We start from the raw sequence: 1,994 nt of genomic DNA, 5'->3' as shown, positions 1-1,994 counted from the left end.
AATACAACTCCCTATATTAATTGGTGTATATTAGGCCTCACCATACATGCCCATCAACTTAAGAATTTTCACTACCCCCAAGTACCAAAAAACGTTATTCTTTCTTACATAATATAAATGAGAAAGGGTGACGTTTTTTTATGAATCTCTCGATTCAAGAGGAGTTACAACCATTTGTAGAAGAATTACAGCGCTATATCACACCTGAATTTTTGGAAGAACTGGCAAGAGAGATGAAGTTTGTAAAGAGAAAACGCAAATTTTCGGGATCAGATTTAGCTACCATTTGTATTTGGATTAGCCAAAGAGTGGCCAGTGATCCTTTAGTACGATTATGTAGTAGGCTTCACGCAGTTACAGGTACTGTACTTAGCCCGGAGGGCTTAAATAAACGATTTAATGAAAAATCAGTGTTATTTTTAAAACATGTCTTTTCTTTGTTGTTACAACAAAAAATCTGTGAGCAAACTTACATTTCTAATCAACTTCTTTCCCATTTTAAACGCATTCGTATCATGGATGCCACCATGTTTCAGGTACCTCATACTTTGGAACATATATATCCTGGTTCAGGTGGTTGTGCGCAAACAGCTGGAATCAAAATTCAATTAGAATATGATTTACATAGTGGCCAATTTTTCAATTTTCAAGTGGGCCCTGGAAAAAATAATGATAAAACATTTGGAACAGAATGTTTAGATACGTTACGACCAGGCGATTTATGTATTCGTGATTTAGGGTATTTCTCATTAGAAGATTTAGATCAAATGGATCAACGGGGGACATATTATATTTCGAGGTTAAAGTTAAATACGAACGTATATGTAAAAAATCCAAGTCCGGAATATTTTAAAAATGGTGCCATTAAAAAACAATCAGAATACATACAAATCAATGTCATACAAATTTTGAATCAACTCCAACCAGGTGAAACAATAGAATACCAGCAAGCTTATATTGGAGATAAACAGCAGTTATTTTCACGTCTCGTTTTTCATCGTTTAACAGCAGCACAATTACAAAAACGCCTGAAAAAAATTGCAGAAAAAGAAAAGTCGAAACACAGAACCTATTCAGAGAAAAGTAAATTAGTAGCAGGATTAAATGTGTATGTGACAAATGCACCTTGGGAATGGGTTCCGATGGAACAAGTACATGAATTGTATACATTACGCTGGCAGATAGAAATTGTTTTTAAAACGTGGAAATCATTATTTGATATAGATCATTGTCGCACTGTCAAACAAGAAAGAATAGAGTGCCATTTATACGGGAAACTGATCGCTATTTTCTTATGTTCTTCTACTATGTTTAAAATGCGTCAACTTTTATTACAGAAGAAGAAAAAAGAATTAAGTGAATATAAAGCAATTGGAATGATTCAGGACCATCTATTTCTCCTCTATCAATCCATACAAAACACCCAAGAGATAACAAAGCTTCTAACCCGCCTGTTCCACCTTCTACAACAAAACGGACGGAAATCTCATCGATACGAGAAGAAAACAGTCTTTGATATCATGGGTGTTATCTATGAGTATAGTGGATGCAGCAAGCAAAAGAAAGCTGCATAAGAAAAAAATGAAACCCGTTAGGGTTTATTTTGCGTGCTTATTTTTAATAAATCCCTCCATTTGGGGAGATTTTAGTTCAAATGAACAATATTTGGTTTTGTATCCATCCTTAAGTTGATGGGCATGTATGGTGAGGCCTATATAGGTTTTGTAACACCTATTATTATGTTTACTCTATGCTTGAATACTCCTGCAGCATTACCATTATATTGGATTATAAGTGGATTATTTATCATTTTACAAACAATGTACTCAAAAAAAATGCTTAATAAAATTAGAAAAAACAATCTTATTGAACAGGAATCATAAAAAAACAGCTCTTAATGAGCTGTTTTTTTATGATTTGCTTCTTTCTTAAATAACCTAATAAAGTTTAATAGAGAATATATCCCCACAGAAATATAAGTGAAGAATACAAAT

General features: G+C 33.2%; 1 protein-coding gene. It reads left to right on the top strand.

Annotated elements, in window-relative coordinates; translation table 11 throughout:
* Positions 1-140: 140 nt before the first annotated feature.
* Complete coding sequence (locus tag RT27_RS32170) at positions 141-1,574, top strand: IS4-like element IS231F family transposase (RefSeq protein WP_001053998.1); 1,434 nt, start codon at positions 141-143, stop codon at positions 1,572-1,574.
* Positions 1,575-1,994: the final 420 nt, after the last annotated feature.

This window comes from Bacillus sp. L_1B0_5 (assembly GCF_000836715.1).
Lineage (GTDB): Bacteria > Bacillota > Bacilli > Bacillales > Bacillaceae_G > Bacillus_A > Bacillus_A thuringiensis_S.
This window is presented reverse-complemented; position numbering and strand designations above follow the sequence as displayed.

Bases quoted from the DNA above. Each gene is read 5' to 3' on its own strand.
- RT27_RS32170 (WP_001053998.1), top strand. From the start codon at position 141: ATGAATCTCTCGATTCAAGAGGAGTTACAACCATTTGTAGAAGAATTA.